Origin of the sequence: Burkholderia sp. IMCC1007 (genome assembly GCF_027257875.1) — a bacterium.
Taxonomy (GTDB): domain Bacteria; phylum Pseudomonadota; class Gammaproteobacteria; order Burkholderiales; family Burkholderiaceae; genus Burkholderia.
Genome location: NZ_JAPVQY010000020.1, coordinates 39,971 through 56,402, shown reverse-complemented (window position 1 = coordinate 56,402; position 16,432 = coordinate 39,971). Strand labels below are relative to the sequence as shown.

Here is a 16,432-nt window from a genome sequence, read left to right as displayed (position 1 = left end):
CGCAATGGCGGCTTGTGGCACGCAATGCGTGATGGACGGCACAGGCATGAGCCGATGCGAACGGCACACGGGGTGTCGATCGGCGATCCGAGCCTGGCGCCGCGATGCCGGCCTCGCATTGCCGGCCGTGATCGCGGTGGGCGCGGCAGTCGCGGCGCTGAGCGGCACATGGTTCGAATCCGCGCTGACGGAGTCGCGCCGCGCGCGTGCATTGTCGGATCGGCTGATTGCGTTCCACGCGGCCGATGCGGCGTTGGCCGCTTGCACCGCACGATTGCTCCGCGGTACCGCGCCGTACATCGACGAAGCCGCAGCGCACGCCGAGCCGGACGCGTGGCGGCGCGCGCCGGCGCTGAGCGTCGCCGACGCGTTCGCACCGTTCGCTTCGTGGCCGATGGCCGCGCAGCCGCCGCGATGTCTGGTCGAGCTATGGCGCGGAGCAGGCCCGGCGGGGAGTCGCGCGTATCTCGTCACTGCACGTGGTGTCGGCAGCCATGCATCGAGCGTGGTCTGGCTGCAAAGCCAGGTCGCGCTGCGTGACGGCCGTATCGTTGCAGAGCGCTGGCGTCGCGTCGCGGCGGTGCATCAATGAAAGGGCGCACGCTCATGCGCTCGTCGGCGGCATTCACGCTGGTCGAACTGATGATCGTGCTCGCGATCGTCGCGGTGTTGGCCGGATGGGGAATCCCGTCGTATCGCGAGCACGTCGCGCGCATGCATCGCGCGTCCGCGGTTGCCGCGCTGTATCGCGCGGCGCAATATCTCGAGACGCTCGATGGCGCGCCTCCACAGGCGTTGCCGGATACGCTGGCGCATGCGCCGCCGGACGGGCAGCCGGTCTATCGTGTGGCACTACGCCGCCCGGGCGACGACGATGCTTCGGTGGTCTACGAACTCGTTGCGCGCCCGCTCGACACCGGCCCGATGCGCGACGACCGATGCGGCGCATTCACGCTGCGCTCGGACGGGACGAAAGGGAATACGGGATCGCACGACGGCAGTGCCGATGGACAGGATGGGGCATGCTGGGGCGTACGCTGAACGCGTACCGAAGGCGCATACCAAAGAAGGCGCGTGCCGAAGATACGCATCGCACATGCGGCACATGGCGCCCGTGCACATGCAAACCCACACCCGCCCTCACGTGTCAGCCGTTGTTCGGGGCGCTTCCCCTCTCGGCGCGCGCCTGCTTCCAGATGCGGTACGCCTCCCATGCGGCGAAGCCGACGGTGCCCCACTTCAACGCGGGGCCGGCGCTTGCGCGCAGCAGCGAGCGCATGGGTTTCGCGAGCACGAGCGATGCGAGCGAACTCAGCATCGGATACTGGTTGACGAGTTGGCCAAGGCTCGCGTTCAGTGTCTTGGCGGACTGGCTGAACCTGCCGGTCGACAGGCCGGGCACGAGTATCTTCAGCCAGCTGAAGCGCGTGACAGCATGGCGCACTTCGGCGGCGGCTTCGACAAGCTCGAGCCGCTCGACCTCGGAGCGCAGGATCAGCAACTCCTTGCGCAGCGCGCGATGCTGCGATGCGCTCCAGTTCGATCGCGACGAATGGGAGCGGGGTGAATTGCCCGTAACGTTCTGGCTCATGGCGCGTCGGCGAAGTAGGTGAGAGGGGCGAACGCCGATGCGTTCACGGCTTGCCGCGGAACATGTCGCGGTCTTTCTCGAGTTCGTGCAGCGTCGCCTCGAACACGGTCGGTGCGTCGCGCAGGCCGGAGCGCGCCTTCAGCGCGCACGCGATGCCGCCCACGGCGTACACCGCGGTGATCACCGCCAGCGACTGCCAGCGATAGGTATCCCAGAACGCGATCGCGATGAGCACCGTCAGGGTGATGAGCGTCATCGTCGCGAGCATCATGGCCGCGAGCCCGAGGAACAGTACGCCCAGCAGGCGCTCCTTCTCCTCGGCGAGCTCGATGCCCACCAGTTCGAGGCGCGTCTGCAGAAGGCCGATCGCGGAGCCGACGAGGCGGCGCAGCGGCCCGTGGCCGGACGGCTGCGGGTTGGTGTCTGTCGTCATGGATGAGGCGCTTGCGCGCGCAGTGAACGGCTAAGTCAAAGCCGGCCGGTGGCGACCCACCGGCCTGGCTTCACCCCCCCATGTGCCGCCGCACGGCGGCGCACGGGTGGAACGGCATCGACGCGTTACTTGCGGTTGATCAGCAGACCGACCAGTACGCCGAGGCCAGCGGCGATGCTGATCGACGTCCACGGATGCTCGTGCACGTAGTCGTCGGTTGCGCGCGCGGCCTTCTTGCCTTTTTCGACCACCACGACCTGGACGTCGGCTGCCTTTTCCTTGGCCTGCTTCAGACGCGACATGGCTTTCTCGCGCAGCTCGGCCGCACGGTCGCCCGTGCTGCTCGCGGCTTGCTTGAGCAGGTCTTCGGCGTCCGCGAGAACGGTTTTGATATCCGACATCAGTTTCTCCTTGTTGATTTCCGACATTGCAACTCCCTTCATGCTGTCATGCAGTTTCACATCGTAGCGAAACGCCTGCTTGCTGGCGAGCCGGGAAGACGCACGACGGCCGTGCCAGCCCACATGGTAAACGACTCGTAATCATCAACGGAGCCGCAAACGCCGTGAAAAGTTTCCCTCGCCGCCGTCCGTTCCGCTCCACCACCGCGCAAAAATGACAAAAAAGTATGAATATCAAACGGAATAATCGTTCGCATGTCCCATTGCTTCCCGTAAGCTGATGGACTGTCCCGCGCCGACAGCGCGCGGTTTCAACCAGCATCGTTCGAGGAGGGAACATCATGAGTCTGCGTCTTGGCGACACCGCACCGGATTTCGAGCAGGAATCGAGCCTGGGCCCGATCAAGTTTCACGAGTGGCTCGGCGACAGCTGGGGCGTCTTGTTTTCCCACCCGGCCGACTACACGCCGGTGTGCACGACCGAGCTCGGGCTGACCGCGAAGCTGAAGGGCGAGTTCGAGAAACGCAACGTGAAGGTCATCGCGCTGTCGGTAGACGGCGTCGAGTCGCACAAAGGCTGGATCAACGACATCAACGAAACGCAGTCGACGGTCGTCGGCTTCCCGATCATCGCCGATGCGGACCGCAAGGTTTCGCAGTTGTACGACATGATCCACCCGAACGCGAACGAAACGCTGACGGTGCGCTCGCTGTTCGTGATCGATCCCAACAAGAAGGTACGGCTCATCATCACGTATCCGGCCAGCACCGGTCGCAATTTCGACGAAGTGCTGCGCGTGATCGACTCGCTGCAACTGACCGATAATTACAAAGTCGCGACGCCTGGCAACTGGAAGGACGGCGACGACGTCGTGATCGTGCCGTCGCTGCAGGATCCGGAAGAGCTGAAGAAACGCTTCCCGAAGGGCTTCAACGCAGTGCGTCCGTATCTGCGCCTCACGCCGCAGCCGAACAAGTAAGCATGCGCTGCGCATCGGCGGCGCGCGGCGCATGACACGCGCGAGCGCCGACGAAAACGGCCCGCCCGGCAGCAATGCCGGGCGGGCCGTGTCTTTTCAGTGTCAGCGTCAGCGGCGCCGGCGGGGTAGCGTGCCCGCGTGTCGCGCGCAATCAATCGATCAGAAGAATGCCTGGATGCCGGTCTGCGCGCGGCCGAGGATCAGCGCGTGGATGTCGTGCGTGCCTTCGTACGTGTTGACCACTTCGAGGTTCACGAGGTGGCGCGCGACGCCGAATTCGTCGGAGATGCCGTTGCCGCCGAGCATGTCGCGCGCGAGCCGTGCGATGTCGAGCGCCTTGCCGCACGAGTTGCGCTTCATGATCGACGTGATCTCGACGGCCGCGGTGCCGTCGTCCTTCATCCGGCCGAGACGCAGCACGCCTTGCAGGCCGAGCGTGATTTCGGTCTGCATGTCGGCGAGCTTCTTCTGGATCAGCTGGTTCGCGGCGAGCGGCCGGCCGAACTGCTTGCGATCGAGCACGTACTGGCGCGCGGTGTGCCAGCACGACTCGGCCGCGCCGAGCGCGCCCCACGCGATTCCGTAGCGCGCCGAGTTCAGGCACGTGAACGGGCCGCGCAGGCCGCTCACGTTCGGCATCAGGTTCTCCTCGGGCACGAACACTTCGTCGAGGACGATCTCGCCGGTGATCGACGCACGCAGCCCGACCTTGCCGTGGATCGCGGGCGCCGACAGGCCCTTCCAGCCCTTCTCGAGGATGAACCCGCGGATCGCGTCCTTGCCGTTTTCCTCGAGCTTCGCCCACACGACGAACACGTCGGCGATCGGCGAGTTCGTGATCCACATCTTCGCGCCGGACAGCGAGTAGCCGCCGGGCACCTTCTTCGCACGCGTGACCATGCTGCCCGGGTCGGAGCCGTGGTTCGGCTCGGTCAGGCCGAAGCAGCCGATCCATTCGCCGGTCGCGAGCTTCGGCAGGTATTTTTGCTTCTGCGCGTCCGAGCCGAATTCGAAGATCGGCACCATCACGAGCGACGACTGCACGGACATCATCGAGCGGTAGCCGGAGTCGACGCGCTCGACTTCGCGCGCGATCAGCCCGTAGCTGACGTAATTGAGGCCGGGGCCGCCGTATTCCTCGGGAATCGTCGGACCGAGCAGGCCCACTTCGCCCATCTCGCGGAAGATTTCGGCGTCGGTGCGTTCATGGCGGAACGCCTCGGTGACGCGCGGCGCGAGCTTGTCCTGCGCGTATGCATGCGCGGCATCGCGCACCATCCGCTCTTCTTCGGTCAGTTGCTGGTCGAGCAGCAGCGGATCGTCCCAATGAAAAGTTGCAGCACTCATCGTGTCATCTCCTGTCGGCCGAAGTTGGCGCTTCAGCGCTGACTCCGGCCCTGCTTCGCGGGCGGTCAGAGTTCGCGCTTCAGCACCTGCTCGGCGCCATGCTTTGCGGTCGGCCAGAGCCGGCGCTGCAGCGCTGACTCCGATCCCGTGCTTTGCGGTCGTCCCGGGGTGGCGCTGCGCTGCCTCGCCCCATCTCTAAAGTTTGCTTGACGAGAGTTCCGCTGTGCGGAACAATGTTTTGCAAATCGAACCCAGTGTAGCACCAGATGACGCTTTCAACCATCGACGAAACCATGATCGACGAACGCAAGTTCGTCGTGGCGCTCGCGCGCGGGCTCGACCTGCTGCGCGCATTCCGGCCTGGCGAGACGATGCTCGGCAACCGCGACTTCGCGGAGCGCACGGGGTTGCCGAAGGCGACCGTGAACCGGCTCGCCTATACGCTGACCGTGCTCGGCTACCTGCGCTACGACGAAACGCTCGGAAAGTATGCGCTCGACGCTGGCGTGCTGTCGCTCGGCTACGCGCTGCTGTCCGGGTCGGGGACGATCGACCTCGCGCGGCCGCACATGCAGGCACTCGCGCGCGAGATCGGCGCGGCCGTGTCGCTCGGTTGCCGCGACGGGCTCGACATGATCTATCTGGAGACCATTCGCAGCGAAACGGCGCTCACGCTCGGGCTTGCGCCCGGCTCGCGGCTGTCGATGCTGACGAGCTCGATGGGCCGCGCGTACCTGGCCGTGCAGCCGGAAGACGTGCGTCGCGCGCTCTATGCGGACCTGCACCGCGCGGCCGGCGGCGCGGCCGACGCGGATGCGCTCGTCGCGGCCGCGCAGCAGGCGGTAGCCGAGTTCTCCGAAGGCGGGTGCTGCTATTCGTTCCGCGCGTGGCATATGGACGTGAATGCGGCGGCCGTGCCGTTTCGCGAGCCGCGCGAAGGGCGCTGGCTGATTCTCAGTTGCAGCGGGCCCGCATCGTCGATGGACGAGGACGTGTTCCGCACGCAGGTGGGGCCGAAGCTGAAGGCGCTCGCGCAGCGGCTCGGTCCGACGGCCTGAGCCGCTGCGAGCCGCGACGACCATGACGAGCCATGACGAGCCATGACGAGCCGCGACAACGAAAGCGCGACCGGCGCCGGTTGAATCGCGCGCGAATCGCGCTCATCATCGTTCGTCCGTATCCCGACGACGAGGCTCGCGATGTCCCAGCCCGAGACGATGGAAGGCGGTTGCGCATGCGGTGCGATCCGCTACCGGATCGCGTGCATGCCGGCCGACGCCGGCTTCTGCCACTGCCGGCTCTGCCAGCGCACCACCGGCGCGGCGGTCGTTGCGTCGGCATCGGTGCCGATCGATGCGTTCGAATACCTGCAGGGCGAGCCGACGGTCTATGCGTCGAGTGAGTGGGGCGAGCGGCGCTTCTGCGGACGCTGCGGTGCGCAGCTCGAATACCGGCTGGCCGCTGCGCCGACGACCGTCGAAATCAATTACGCGACGCTCGACGAGCCGTCGCGTCTGCGTCCGGCGTGGCACGTGTGGTACGGGGATCGTTTCCCGGGCATCGAGATCGACGATGATCTGCCGAAATTCGACGATGGCGGAAGGGACTAGCGAGCCGTCATCAGGTGGCCGCGAGCGGGTGGCGGCGCGGCGCGCACAGGCGCTCACCGCGGGCTCGACATGCGCGCGGCGTTGCAAGTAACGGCCAACGAACCGGCCGACATCGAGCCGTGAGCAACGAAGCGCACCGACATCCCGATCCAGCCGTCGAACCTACCGTCCGGCCCGCCGCCTCACGCATGCACGCTTGCGTGCCACTCCCGTAATCAGACCGTGACGACCTTCGCGAACACCGGCCCCTGCATGAAGCGCACGTCGTGCTGGCGCAGCAGTTCGCACTGCGTCTCGTCGACGACGCCGTCGAAAATCAGCGGAATCCGCGCGCGCTGCGCATAGGCGACGAGCGCCTTGACCATCCCGTCGCGCAACGCGATACCTGCATCCATCTTGATGAAGTCGGGCCGCGCCATCTCCGATTCGACCGCGAGAATCCGGCCCGGGTCGGGCAATTTGTCGGCGACCCTGAAGCCGTGATGCTGGTAGCTGCGCGTGAGATACCCGAGGAAGGTCTTGTGCGCGACCGCGACCGCCGGCAGCTCGATCACGATCCGGTCGGCCGGCAGCCCGAAGCGCTGCAGCACCGACGAGAAATGCTTGCCGTGGTCGTACTTCACGCTCTTGAGCAGCCGCTCGTGCACGCGCAGGAACAACAGCCCGTGGCGCTGCGCGCCGAAGAAGTTGATGGCGTGCAGCGCGCGCGACAGCCGGTCGATCGCCACCAGCGTCTGGTCGTCGACGGCCGAGTCGACCGGGTCGTGCGGGCTGCCCGTAACCAGCGTGACGGCCTGGAAACCGAGTTCGTCGCCGTAGCGCTCGATTGCGTCGGCGAACGACGTCGACTGCGGCGAACCGGGCATCGTCACGTCGTAGATCGGCTCGTAGGCGCTCGCAAGCGTGCGCTCCGGCAGATTCGCGCACGCGGTGCCGCCGTCGGCAAGCGCGAGGTGCTCCCCTAGGTAAGGCAGTTGCCCGGCACGGGCGACCAGCTCAGGGATGGTGGGCGGAATCATCGGTGTCAAAAGGAAAAATGGCGGCCGAAAGGGGCCGCCTCATATGTCGATATTAGCAGCGCGCGCCGCGCTCGGCTCGCCGTTTCGTTCATATCGTTATCCCGTCCCTCGACCGATGGCTAGGGTTTACGTTGATTTCACTATTCGTAATTGGTTTTACTATTCGTAAATCCAAGATTTGACGCCGATCAGGAAACGCGGCGTTCGGGCGCCCCGGAATGGCGCCGTTCCGAATCGAATCAACAGGAAGCAAGGAGCGAGACGTGGCGGTTGACTGGAAGTGGACGCAGAAAGGCGGGCAGCGGCGCGGGACGGACCCGGGCGCGACGGTGAAGCGTGCGCCGGCGCGCGCACGGCAGGGTTGAGGAGCGGATGGCGACCATGAGCATCGATTACCAGACGCTGAAGTTCGAATATCGGCCGCGCGCGGCGCGAGCCGGCGGCGACGACACCGCCGTGCACCCGGTGATCGTCGTCGGCGCGGGCCCGGTGGGCCTGTCGGCCGCGATCGATCTGGCGCAGCAGGGCGTGCCGGTCGTGCTGCTCGATGACGACGACACGCTGTCGACGGGTTCGCGCGCGATCTGCTTCGCGAAGCGCACGCTCGAGATCTTCGACCGGCTCGGCTGCGGCGAGCGCTTCGTCGAGAAGGGCGTGAGCTGGCACGTCGGCAAGGTGTTCCTGCAGGACGAGCAGCTGTACGCGTTCGACCTGCTGCCCGAGGAAGGGCATGCGCGCCCCGCGTTCATCAATCTGCAGCAGTACTACGTCGAAGGCTATCTGGCCGAGCGCGCGTTCGCGCTGCCGAACATCGACATCCGCTGGAAGCACAAGGTGACGGGCGTCGCGCAGTCGGCGGAACACGCGGCGCTGACCGTCGAGACGCCGGAAGGCATCGAGACGCTGCGCGCGCAGTACGTGATCGCGGCCGACGGTTCGCGCAGCCCGATGCGCGCGGCGATGGGCCTGGAGAGCCGCGGGCGCACGTTCAAGGACCGCTTCCTGATCGCCGACGTGAAGATGAAGGCGGAATTCCCGACCGAACGCTGGTTCTGGTTCGATCCGCCGTTCCACCGCAACCAGTCGGTGCTGCTGCATCGCCAGCCCGACAACGTATGGCGCATCGACTTCCAGCTCGGCTGGGACGCCGATCCGGTCGCCGAGAAGCAGCCGGAGCGCGTGATCCCGCGCGTGCGCGCGCTGCTCGGGCCGGAGGTCGAGTTCGAGCTCGAATGGGTGAGCGTGTACACGTTCCGCTGCCAGCGGATGGACACGTTCCGTCACGGCCGCGTGCTGTTCGCGGGGGACTCCGCGCACGGCGTGTCGCCGTTCGGCGCGCGCGGCGCGAACAGCGGCGTGCAGGACGCGGACAACCTCGCGTGGAAACTGAAGCTCGTGCTCGACGGCCGCGCGCACGATCGCCTGCTCGACACCTATGCGAGCGAGCGCGAATTCGCGGCCGATGAAAACATCCGCAATTCGACGCGTTCGACCGACTTCATCACGCCGAAGAGCGCGGTATCGCGCGTGTTTCGCGACGCGACGCTGAAGCTCGCGCGCGACTGCGAGTTCGCGCGCAAGCTCGTGAACAGCGGCCGTCTGTCGGTGCCGGCCGTGCTCGCCGATTCGCCGCTGAACACGCCGGATCGCAACGGCGACGCATTCGCATGCGCGATGCGCCCGGGCGCGGCGGCGGCCGATGCGCCGGTGCGCGCGCATGGCGCGTCCGGCTGGCTGCTGCAGCATCTGAGCGATGGGTTCACTGGCGTGCTGTTCGGGTTGCCGGGCGATGCCGCGGCGCTCGCGCAGGCGCTCGACGGTCTCGCGCTGCCGGTACGGCCGGTGCTTGTGGCGCCGGCCGGCCACGCGCAGCCGGTGCCCGGCGTCGACGTGGTGGAAGACGTCGACGGTTTCGCCGCGCAACGCTACGACGCGCGGCCCGGCACGTTCTATCTGCTGCGCCCCGATCAGCACGTGTGCGCGCGGATGCGCGCGCTCGATCGCCAGGCGATCGCCGACGCGCTGGCGCGCGCGACCTGCGCATGCTGAGCACTGCATCGAACACGACGACGACACCGGAGACTCCCGTCATGCCCCGACTCGATACCCGCCCGCGCCTGGCCGATCCGGACGCGTTCTACGAAGCGCTGATCGACATGCATCGCGACCTGTCCGATGCGGACAGCCAGCTCGTCAACGCGAAGCTGATCCTGTTGCTCGCGAACCATATCGGCGATGCCGACGTGCTGCGCGAAGCGATGGCGCTCGCCCGCCAGGGCGTGACGCCGCCCGCGCATCCGGCCGCCGAGGTCGCGCAATGAGTGCGGCGCCGGCCGACGCGCGCGTGCTCGAAGTCGCGCACGTGCGGGTTCTGCGTGGTCGGCGGGCAGCCTGCCATGAACGCGCTCGCGGGCCGGTACTACCCGACGTCGCTGCGCTCGACCGGCATCGGCTGGGGCCTCGGCATCGGCCGGATCGGCTCGGTGCTCGGGCCGCTCGTCGGCGGACAACTGATCGCGCTGAACTGGACCAACGGCGCGCTGTTCCATGCGGCCGCGGTGCCGTGCCGTGCTCGGCGCTGTTCGTCCTCGGCCTGGCCGGCGTAACGCGGCGAAGCGGCGCGCAGGTGCCGAACCCCGCCATGAATTGATGGAGAAAGGAAACGATGACGTTTGACCTGTCGAAACCGGCGACCGCCGGCTACCTGAGCGGTTTCGCGAACGAATTCGCGACCGAGGCGCTGCCCGGCGCGCTGCCGCACGGCCGCAATTCGCCGCAGCGCGCGCCGTACGGGCTGTATGCGGAGCAGCTGTCGGGCACCGCGTTTACCGCGCCGCGCGGCCACAACCGCCGCTCGTGGCTGTACCGGATCCGGCCCGCCGCCGTGCATCGGCCGTTCGAACCGTTCACGGGCCAGCAGCGGCTCGTGTCGGAGTTCGGCGATTCGGCCGACGTGCCGCCGACGCCGCCGAACCAGCTGCGCTGGGATCCGCTGCCGATGCCGGTCGAGCCGACCGATTTCGTCGAAGGGCTCGTGACGATGGCCGGCAACGGCTCGGCGGCCGCGATGAACGGCTGCGCGATTCATCTGTACGCGGCGAACCGCTCGATGCAGGACCGCTTCTTCTATAGCGCCGACGGAGAACTGCTGATCGTGCCGCAGCAGGGGCGGCTGTTCATCGCGACGGAATTCGGCCGGCTCGACGTCGAGCCGTTCGAGATCGCGGTGATCCCGCGCGGCGTGCGTTTTGCCGTCACGCTGCCGGACGGCGATGCACGCGGCTATATCTGCGAGAACTTCGGTGCGCTGCTGCGCCTGCCGGACCTCGGCCCGATCGGCTCGAACGGGCTCGCGAACCCGCGCGACTTCCTGACGCCGCAGGCGGCTTACGAGGATCGCGAAGGCGCGTTCGAGCTCGTCGCGAAGCTGAACGGGCGCCTGTGGCGCGCGGACATCGGCCATTCGCCGTTCGACGTCGTCGCGTGGCACGGCAACTATGCGCCGTACAAATACGACCTGCGCCTGTTCAACACGATCGGCTCGATCAGCTTCGATCACCCGGATCCGTCGATCTTCCTCGTGCTGCAGGCGCAGAGCGACACGCCGGGCGTCGACACGATCGACTTCGTGATCTTCCCGCCGCGCTGGCTCGCGGCCGAGGATACGTTCCGCCCGCCGTGGTTCCACCGCAACGTCGCGAGCGAGTTCATGGGGCTCGTGCACGGCGCGTACGACGCGAAGGCCGAAGGCTTCGTGCCGGGCGGCGCGAGCCTGCACAACTGCATGTCGGGCCACGGGCCCGATGCGGACACGTTCGAGAAGGCGTCGGCGGGCGATACGTCGAAGCCGCACAAGGTCGACGCGACGATGGCGTTCATGTTCGAAACCCGCACGCTGATCCGCCCGACGCGCTACGCGCTCGACACCGCGCAGCTGCAGGCCAACTACTTCGAATGCTGGCAAGGCATCAAGAAACACTTCAATCCGGAGCAGAGATGAGCGATACCCAAGACTGGCGCGCGACGCTGGACCCGGCCCGCAAGAGCTGGGTCGACACGGCGAACGATCCCGCCTGCGATTTCCCGATCCAGAACCTGCCGTTCGGGATCTTCAGCGACGCGAAGCAGGCGGCACGCCGTCCGGGCGTCGCGCTCGGCGACCAGATCGTCGATCTCGCCGCGCTCGCGCGCGCAGGCCTCGTGACCCTGCCGGCCGGTGCCGACGCGTTCGCCGCGCCAACGCTCAACGCGTTCATCGCGCTCGGTCGCGATGCATGGCGCAGCGTGCGCGTGCAGCTGTCGGACCTGTTCTCGCGCGGCCACGCGCGGCTGCGCGACGACGCGGCGCTGCGCGCGCAAGTACTCGTCGCGCAGCGTGATGCGACGCTGCATCTGCCGGTCGACATTCCCGGCTACACCGATTTCTATTCGTCGAAGGAGCATGCGACCAACGTCGGCTCGATGTTCCGCGATCCGAAGAATGCGCTGCTGCCGAACTGGTCGGAGATGCCGATCGGCTACAACGGCCGTGCGTCGTCGGTGGTCGTGAGCGGCACGCCGGTGCGGCGTCCGAACGGGCAACTGAAGCTGCCCGACCAGGAGCGTCCGGTGTTCGGCGCGTGCCGCAAGCTCGACATCGAACTGGAGACCGGCTTCATCGTCGGAAAGGGCAACGCGCTCGGCGAGCCGATCGCGTGCGAGGATGCCGAAGCGCATATCTTCGGGATGGTGCTGCTGAACGACTGGAGCGCGCGCGACATCCAGCAGTGGGAATACGTGCCGCTCGGGCCGTTCAACTCGAAGGGCTTCGCGACGACGATCTCGCCGTGGATCGTCACGCTCGACGCGCTCGAACCGTTCCGCGTCGCGCAGCCGGAGCAGTCGCCTCAGCCGCTCGCGTATCTGCGGCATGCGGGCAAGCATGCGTTCGACATCGCGCTCGAGGTGACGCTGCGCGCGGAAGGTGCGGCCGAAGCGACGTCGATCTGCCGCACCAACTTCAAGCACATGTACTGGACGATGGCGCAGCAGCTCGCGCATCACACGGTGGGCGGCTGCAACGCGCGGGTCGGTGACCTGATGGGATCGGGCACGATCAGCGGGCCGACCAAGGATTCGTTCGGCAGCCTGCTCGAACTGACGTGGAACGCCAAGGAGCCGCTCGTGCTGAACGGCGGCGGCAGCCGCACGTTCATCGAGGACGGCGACGAGCTCACGCTCGCGGGGTGGTGCCAGGGCGACGGTTATCGCGTCGGCTTCGGCGCGTGTGCGGGCAAGATATTGCCGGCGCGTAGCGCGTAACGCAGTGCGGCGCGACACGCCGCGCATCATCCGGAAGGACAGGGCGGCCCGCATTGCGCGGGCCGCTTTTGTTTGGGCGGCAGGTGGAGGGGATCAGGCGCAGGCAGCCGGCGACACGCGGGGCCGGCGTCAGACCGCGCGCTGCAGCGCCGCGCGCCGTTCCCACAGCGCGGCCGCGACGAACGCGGCGACGCACACGACCAGCACACCGACCAGCGCATTGCTGCCCAACTGCTCCATCAACGCGCCCGCCACCAGCGGGCCGCCGAAGCTTGCGGCGCTCCACGACGCGGACACGAGCGAGCTCGCGGTGACGAGCGCCGAGCCGCGGAAACGTTCGCCGCACGCGACGAGCGACAGCGTGTAGATGCTGCCCGCCGCCGCGCCGAGCACGAACAGCAGCGGCCAGCACAGCCACGGATTCGCGATCACGAACGGCAGCAGCGGCAGGCCCGCCAGCACGATCCAGCCGGCGCCGAGATGCACGCGTTCGCGGCCGAGCTTGTCGGCGAGCCAGCCGATCGGGAACTGCATCGCGGTGTCGCCGAACAGCATGATCGACGCGAGCAGCACGGCCGTCGCGCTCGCGACGCCGCGATCCATCGCGTAGAGCGGCAGCAGCGACAGCGCGAGCGTATCGAACAGCGCGAAGAAGCCGGTGCCGATGATCAGCGCGGGCATGCGCGGCAGCACGGCGAGCCAGCTGTCGTGCGCTGCGTGATGCGCGTCGTCGCCGGCGAGCGGCGCGCGCCGGATCGTCGCGAGCGTCGGCAGCGCGAGCAGGAACAGCGCGCCGCACAGCGCGAAGCGGATGCTCGTCGCGCCGGCGATCTGGCTGACGAGCACGGGGCCCGCCATCTGGAACAGCGTGAAATTGGTCGCGTAGATCGCGACCACGCGGCCGCGCGTCGAATCGTCGGCGAGCTGGTTGACCCACGCCTCGCCGATCGTGAACAGCAGCATCAGCGCGGCGCCGCACAGCACGCGCAATACGCCCCACAGAATGAGATTCGATGTGACCTGCATCAGCGCGGTGGCCGCCGCGAGCAGCACGACCGACACGACGATCGCGCGGCGCGCGCCGATATGCCGCGCGAGCGCGGTGACGAACGGGACGATCGCGAGACCGCCGAGCGCCTGCGCGGCGGTCAACATGCCGACGACGTTGGTGCCGTGTCCGGCTTCGGTCAGTGCGAGCGCGGTGAGCGGCAGCGTGGCGCCGGTGCCGAGACCGACTACCGCGACGCTCAGGATCAGCGCGAGGAAATCACGATTGAGAATGGCTTTCATCGGCCGCGATGCTACACCGCGGGCGTTGAAAGGTCCATGAAGGCCATCAGGATCGAATGACGTTGCGCGCGCAACGAACGCTGCAGCGCGCGAGCGGGGCGTCGCGCGTCAAATGTACGCGCGTCAAATGTATTCCGTCGGCGCGGCCACCGGGCGGCGTTCGAGCGACGCCGACCACAGCGTGAGCGCGAGCGCGGCGACCGCCATCGCGACGCCGACCCACGGCAGGCTCACGAGCGACACGCCGGAGCCGATCGCCATCCCGCCGAGCCACGCGCCGGTCGCGTTGCCGAGGTTGAACGCGCCCTGGTTCAGCGTCGACGCGAGATTCGGCGCGTCGCTCGCGCGATCGACGATCATGATCTGCAGCGGCGGCACGATCGCGAACGCGAGCATGCCCCACACGAAGATCGTCGCGAGCGCGGCGAACGGCAGATGCATCGTGCCGGCGAACAGCGCGAGGACGACGCCGATCAGCGCGAGCGTCGCGATCAGCGACGGCATCCGGCGCCAGTCGGCGAGCTTGCCGCCGAGCGTGCCGCCGACGGTCAGGCCGAGGCCGAACAGCAGCAGCACGTAGGTGACCTGATGCGGCGAGAAGCCCGTCACGTCCTCGAGGATCGGCGTGATGTAGGTGAACACGCTGAACAGGCTCGCGGACGCGAGCACGCTGATGCCGAGCACCATCAACACCTGCGGGTGTTTCAGCACGCTGAATTCGCGCGTGATGCTGGTGTCGGGCATCGCGAGGTTCTTCGGCAGGCACACCGCGAGCGCGGCGGCCGCGGCGATGCCGATGCCGGTGACGGCCCAGAACGTCGCGCGCCAGCCGTACGCCTGGCCGAGCGCGGTGCCGAGCGGCACGCCGAGCACGTTGGCGAGCGTGAGGCCGGTGAACATCAGCGCGATCGCCTGCGCGCGGCGGTTCGGCGCGACGAGGTTGCTCGCGACCACCGAGCCGATCCCGAAGAACGCGCCGTGGCAGAACGCGGTGACGACGCGCGCGGCCATCAGCACCGCATAGCCGGGCGCGATCGCGCAGAACAGGTTGCCCGCGATGAACAGGCCGATCAGCCCCATCAGCGCGCGCTTGCGCGGCATCTTCGCGGTGACGATCGCGAGGATCGGCGCGCCGATCGTCACGCCGAGCGCGTAACCCGACACGAGCATCCCGGCAGCCGGGATCGATACGCCGAGGTCGCGGGCGACGTTGGGCAGCAGCCCCATGATCACGAATTCGGTGGTACCGATTCCAAAGGCGGCGACGGCAAGGGCGAAAAGAGGTAAAGGCATCGCGGTGGGCTACGGAAAGAGTCGCTGCCGGGACCGGCGCAGGATGCGCGGGACGGGCGGGGCGGAGGGCATCAGCCGCGATTCTACTTCAGTGAAAACCCCTATGCTTGGGGTCAAAATAGATGTTGCCGGCATGCGACGGCAAGACGGGCACGGTGCGCCACACTGTGGGATTTCAATCGCGTTCAGGCATGTATCGGACGAGTATGTCGGGTCGGAACGAAAGCGGCGACTCGGCCTTGGTCGTGCTGCGAGCGGTTCATTCGGCTAGCGATCGGGGAGGGCCGCGTTTGGTGTGGTGGCGGGGGATTCGTCTGAGGCGGCGATGTCGGGCGACGGTGGCGATCCCGCTCCGATCGCGGTGGTGGACGACGTGGCCGTCGCCGTGGGCGCGGACGTGGACGCCGACCCCGACCCCGACCCCGACCGCGACGCGGCCGCCGCCCCCGTGCGCACGCCTCCCACGCACTCGCCGGCGTCGGACCCAGCCGGCGCGTCCCAGCCGTTTTCGAACAGGCACGCTTCGATCGGCATCCGTGCGGCCCAGCGTTCCTCCTCGAGCATCGGCTTCGCGTAGAACGCGTCGACGTGGCCGACGCACAGCACGGCGATCGGCTTCGCGCCGGCCGGCATGCCGAGCAGCGTGCGCAGCGCATCGACGTCGAACAGCGACACCCAGCCCATCCCGAGCCCTTCGGCGCGCGCGGCGAGCCACATGTTCTGGATCGCGCACGCGGCGGACGCGAGATCCATCTCCGGCAGCGTGCGGCGGCCGAACACGTGGCGCTCGCGGCCATCGGTCAGCGCGACGACCAGCAGCTCGCCGCATTCGCGCACGCCTTCGACCTTCAGCCGCATGAATTCGTCCTGCCGTTCGCCGAGCGCGTCGGCGGTCGCGCGGCGCTCGGCCTCGACGAGCGCATGGATCGCGGTGCGCAATGCGGGATCGGTGATGCGGATGAAGCGCCACGGCTGCATGAAGCCGACGCTCGGCGCGTGGTGCGCGGCGCGCAGCAGCCGCGCGAGCGTGGCCGGATCGACCGGCGCCGGCGTGAAGTGGCGCATGTCGCGCCGTTCGAAGATGGCACGGTAGACCGCGGCAATGGCGGAGTCGTCGAAACGCATGGGCGGCGCAAGCAGGGAGAAATCCGCGCAACGATAGCAGAC

17 protein-coding genes and 1 pseudogene are annotated in these 16,432 nt (G+C 67.8%); 10 read left to right on the top strand and 8 right to left on the bottom strand.

All coding sequences use genetic code 11. The features are described from left to right. Nucleotides 1-46: 46 nt before the first annotated feature. Nucleotides 47-592, top strand: a complete 546-nt coding sequence (locus tag O1Q03_RS18820) for a hypothetical protein (protein WP_442865812.1) — start codon at nt 47-49, stop codon at nt 590-592. Beyond that, complete coding sequence (locus tag O1Q03_RS18815; RefSeq protein ID WP_269505336.1) at nt 589-1,041, top strand: type IV pilin protein; 453 nt, start codon at nt 589-591, stop codon at nt 1,039-1,041. The genes O1Q03_RS18820 and O1Q03_RS18815 overlap by 4 nt, the downstream gene beginning before the upstream one ends. Before the next feature lie 106 nt (nt 1,042-1,147). Here the strand turns inward: O1Q03_RS18815 and O1Q03_RS18810 are convergent, their stop codons facing one another. The 3 genes from O1Q03_RS18810 to O1Q03_RS18800 all read right to left on the bottom strand — a co-directional run bounded on the left by O1Q03_RS18810 (nt 1,148) and on the right by O1Q03_RS18800 (nt 2,452). After that, nucleotides 1,148-1,591 carry a DUF3318 domain-containing protein gene (locus tag O1Q03_RS18810; protein ID WP_269505335.1) on the bottom strand — a complete coding sequence of 148 codons (444 nt, stop codon included), beginning with the start codon at nt 1,589-1,591 and terminating at the stop codon, nt 1,148-1,150. A gap of 43 nt (nt 1,592-1,634) precedes the next feature. Beyond that, nucleotides 1,635-2,024, bottom strand: a complete 390-nt coding sequence (locus O1Q03_RS18805; protein ID WP_269505334.1) for a phage holin family protein — start codon at nt 2,022-2,024, stop codon at nt 1,635-1,637. A 125-nt stretch (nt 2,025-2,149) separates the two neighbouring features. Then, nucleotides 2,150-2,452 carry a DUF883 family protein gene (locus O1Q03_RS18800; RefSeq protein ID WP_269505389.1) on the bottom strand — a complete coding sequence of 101 codons (303 nt, stop codon included), beginning with the start codon at nt 2,450-2,452 and terminating at the stop codon, nt 2,150-2,152. A 314-nt stretch (nt 2,453-2,766) separates the two neighbouring features. Between O1Q03_RS18800 and O1Q03_RS18795 the strand changes: the two genes are divergently transcribed. Beyond that, nucleotides 2,767-3,405, top strand: coding sequence for a peroxiredoxin (locus tag O1Q03_RS18795; RefSeq protein WP_269505333.1), 639 nt, complete (start codon nt 2,767-2,769; stop codon nt 3,403-3,405). A 159-nt stretch (nt 3,406-3,564) separates the two neighbouring features. On the opposite strand, the gene O1Q03_RS18790 is transcribed toward O1Q03_RS18795, so the two are convergent. Next, entirely contained in the window at nt 3,565-4,752 is a 1,188-nt protein-coding gene (locus O1Q03_RS18790) for an acyl-CoA dehydrogenase (RefSeq protein ID WP_269505332.1), read from the bottom strand. Between the two features lie 266 nt (nt 4,753-5,018). Here O1Q03_RS18790 and O1Q03_RS18785 point away from each other — a divergent pair, with 266 nt between their 5' ends. Then, nucleotides 5,019-5,810, top strand: coding sequence for an IclR family transcriptional regulator (locus O1Q03_RS18785; protein WP_269505331.1), 792 nt, complete (start codon nt 5,019-5,021; stop codon nt 5,808-5,810). Nucleotides 5,811-5,951: 141 nt separating this feature from the next. Beyond that, nucleotides 5,952-6,362, top strand: a complete 411-nt coding sequence (locus tag O1Q03_RS18780) for a GFA family protein (protein ID WP_269505329.1) — start codon at nt 5,952-5,954, stop codon at nt 6,360-6,362. 215 nt (nt 6,363-6,577) lie between these two features. Here O1Q03_RS18780 and O1Q03_RS18775 read toward each other — a convergent pair whose 3' ends face one another. Continuing rightward, nucleotides 6,578-7,381 carry an EAL domain-containing protein gene (locus O1Q03_RS18775; RefSeq protein ID WP_269505328.1) on the bottom strand — a complete coding sequence of 268 codons (804 nt, stop codon included), beginning with the start codon at nt 7,379-7,381 and terminating at the stop codon, nt 6,578-6,580. Nucleotides 7,382-7,753: 372 nt separating this feature from the next. Here O1Q03_RS18775 and O1Q03_RS18770 point away from each other — a divergent pair, with 372 nt between their 5' ends. The 5 genes and pseudogenes from O1Q03_RS18770 (at nt 7,754) to fahA (ending at nt 12,682) form a co-directional block, all read left to right on the top strand. Next, nucleotides 7,754-9,430: an FAD-dependent oxidoreductase gene (locus tag O1Q03_RS18770; protein WP_269505327.1), complete on the top strand. Its 1,677-nt coding sequence runs from the start codon at nt 7,754-7,756 to the stop codon at nt 9,428-9,430. A 41-nt stretch (nt 9,431-9,471) separates the two neighbouring features. Then, nucleotides 9,472-9,702 (top strand): DUF2783 domain-containing protein, encoded by a 231-nt coding sequence (locus O1Q03_RS18765; protein ID WP_269505326.1) that lies wholly within the window; start codon nt 9,472-9,474, stop codon nt 9,700-9,702. A gap of 45 nt (nt 9,703-9,747) precedes the next feature. Beyond that, a pseudogene (locus tag O1Q03_RS18760) lies at nt 9,748-10,031 on the top strand (aromatic acid/H+ symport family MFS transporter); the annotation flags it as partial. 15 nt (nt 10,032-10,046) lie between these two features. After that, nucleotides 10,047-11,381, top strand: a complete 1,335-nt coding sequence (gene hmgA / locus O1Q03_RS18755) for a homogentisate 1,2-dioxygenase (protein ID WP_269505325.1) — start codon at nt 10,047-10,049, stop codon at nt 11,379-11,381. Further along, nucleotides 11,378-12,682, top strand: a complete 1,305-nt coding sequence (fahA, locus tag O1Q03_RS18750) for a fumarylacetoacetase (protein ID WP_269505324.1) — start codon at nt 11,378-11,380, stop codon at nt 12,680-12,682. The genes hmgA and fahA overlap by 4 nt, the downstream gene beginning before the upstream one ends. Before the next feature lie 129 nt (nt 12,683-12,811). Here the strand turns inward: fahA and O1Q03_RS18745 are convergent, their stop codons facing one another. The 3 genes from O1Q03_RS18745 to bluB all read right to left on the bottom strand — a co-directional run bounded on the left by O1Q03_RS18745 (nt 12,812) and on the right by bluB (nt 16,390). Then, a complete protein-coding gene (locus O1Q03_RS18745) occupies nt 12,812-13,972 on the bottom strand; it encodes an MFS transporter (RefSeq protein ID WP_269505323.1) in 1,161 nt (386 codons plus the stop codon). A gap of 123 nt (nt 13,973-14,095) precedes the next feature. Continuing rightward, complete coding sequence (locus O1Q03_RS18740; protein WP_269505322.1) at nt 14,096-15,265, bottom strand: MFS transporter; 1,170 nt, start codon at nt 15,263-15,265, stop codon at nt 14,096-14,098. 267 nt (nt 15,266-15,532) lie between these two features. Beyond that, a complete protein-coding gene (gene bluB, locus O1Q03_RS18735; protein ID WP_269505321.1) occupies nt 15,533-16,390 on the bottom strand; it encodes a 5,6-dimethylbenzimidazole synthase in 858 nt (285 codons plus the stop codon). Nucleotides 16,391-16,432 lie beyond the last annotated feature (42 nt).

Excerpts from the sequence above, each read along its gene's own strand:
- O1Q03_RS18810 (WP_269505335.1), bottom strand. The coding sequence starts at position 1,591 with ATGAGCCAGAACGTTACGGGCAATTCACCCCGCTCCCATTCGTCGCGA.
- O1Q03_RS18770 (WP_269505327.1), top strand. The coding sequence starts at position 7,754 with ATGGCGACCATGAGCATCGATTACCAGACGCTGAAGTTCGAATATCGG.
- hmgA (WP_269505325.1), top strand. The coding sequence starts at position 10,047 with ATGACGTTTGACCTGTCGAAACCGGCGACCGCCGGCTACCTGAGCGGT.
- O1Q03_RS18785 (WP_269505331.1), top strand. The coding sequence starts at position 5,019 with ATGACGCTTTCAACCATCGACGAAACCATGATCGACGAACGCAAGTTC.
- O1Q03_RS18745 (WP_269505323.1), bottom strand. The coding sequence starts at position 13,972 with ATGAAAGCCATTCTCAATCGTGATTTCCTCGCGCTGATCCTGAGCGTC.
- O1Q03_RS18805 (WP_269505334.1), bottom strand. The coding sequence starts at position 2,024 with ATGACGACAGACACCAACCCGCAGCCGTCCGGCCACGGGCCGCTGCGC.
- O1Q03_RS18800 (WP_269505389.1), bottom strand. The coding sequence starts at position 2,452 with ATGTCGGAAATCAACAAGGAGAAACTGATGTCGGATATCAAAACCGTT.
- bluB (WP_269505321.1), bottom strand. The coding sequence starts at position 16,390 with ATGCGTTTCGACGACTCCGCCATTGCCGCGGTCTACCGTGCCATCTTC.
- O1Q03_RS18775 (WP_269505328.1), bottom strand. The coding sequence starts at position 7,381 with ATGATTCCGCCCACCATCCCTGAGCTGGTCGCCCGTGCCGGGCAACTG.
- O1Q03_RS18815 (WP_269505336.1), top strand. The coding sequence starts at position 589 with ATGAAAGGGCGCACGCTCATGCGCTCGTCGGCGGCATTCACGCTGGTC.
- O1Q03_RS18820 (WP_442865812.1), top strand. The coding sequence starts at position 47 with ATGAGCCGATGCGAACGGCACACGGGGTGTCGATCGGCGATCCGAGCC.
- O1Q03_RS18795 (WP_269505333.1), top strand. The coding sequence starts at position 2,767 with ATGAGTCTGCGTCTTGGCGACACCGCACCGGATTTCGAGCAGGAATCG.
- O1Q03_RS18765 (WP_269505326.1), top strand. The coding sequence starts at position 9,472 with ATGCCCCGACTCGATACCCGCCCGCGCCTGGCCGATCCGGACGCGTTC.
- O1Q03_RS18790 (WP_269505332.1), bottom strand. The coding sequence starts at position 4,752 with ATGAGTGCTGCAACTTTTCATTGGGACGATCCGCTGCTGCTCGACCAG.
- fahA (WP_269505324.1), top strand. The coding sequence starts at position 11,378 with ATGAGCGATACCCAAGACTGGCGCGCGACGCTGGACCCGGCCCGCAAG.
- O1Q03_RS18780 (WP_269505329.1), top strand. The coding sequence starts at position 5,952 with ATGTCCCAGCCCGAGACGATGGAAGGCGGTTGCGCATGCGGTGCGATC.
- O1Q03_RS18740 (WP_269505322.1), bottom strand. The coding sequence starts at position 15,265 with ATGCCTTTACCTCTTTTCGCCCTTGCCGTCGCCGCCTTTGGAATCGGT.